The organism is Flavobacterium araucananum (assembly GCF_002222055.1).
GTDB lineage: Bacteria > Bacteroidota > Bacteroidia > Flavobacteriales > Flavobacteriaceae > Flavobacterium > Flavobacterium araucananum.
On sequence record NZ_MUGS01000049.1, the window covers coordinates 1 to 537 of the forward strand.

General features: G+C 43.0%; 1 protein-coding gene. It reads left to right on the top strand.

The window, feature by feature from the left end; genetic code table 11:
* Positions 1 to 537, top strand: a 537-nt coding sequence (locus B0A64_RS19235; protein ID WP_133083321.1) for an AMP-binding enzyme, incomplete at both ends; no start/stop codon positions are given.

Here is a 537-nt window from a genome sequence, read left to right on the forward strand (position 1 = left end):
GGAGCCGGTTTGGCCAGGGGATATTTAAATCTTTTGGATCTAACCTCGGAGCGTTTTATAAGCAATCCATTTGCAACGGAGCAGGATTTATTAAAAGGTTATGACAGGTTGTATAAGACAGGCGATTTGGTACGCTGGCTTGCTGATGGCAATCTGGAATACCTTGGCCGTAATGATGACCAGGTAAAGATTCGTGGTTACAGGATAGAGCTTGGAGAGATCGAGCATGCCCTATCGGGTATTGAAGGTATTAGTCAGTCATGTGTTTTGGTTAAGGAAAGAGAGAGTTTGTCCGGTGTTGTTAAATCGCTGGTTGGTTATTATGTTTTGGATCAGGGAGAAGTTGTTTTGGAAGAGTCTTTGATTTTGGAAGAGCTTGGAGCGGTTTTACCTGAATATATGGTTCCTGGCGCTTTGGTTGTTATGGATTCTTTTCCCTTGACAATCAATGGCAAACTGGACAAGCGTTCATTACCTGATCCAGATTTTAGCGGATCAATGGAAGCTTATATGGCTCCAAGGACAGAATTGGAGATC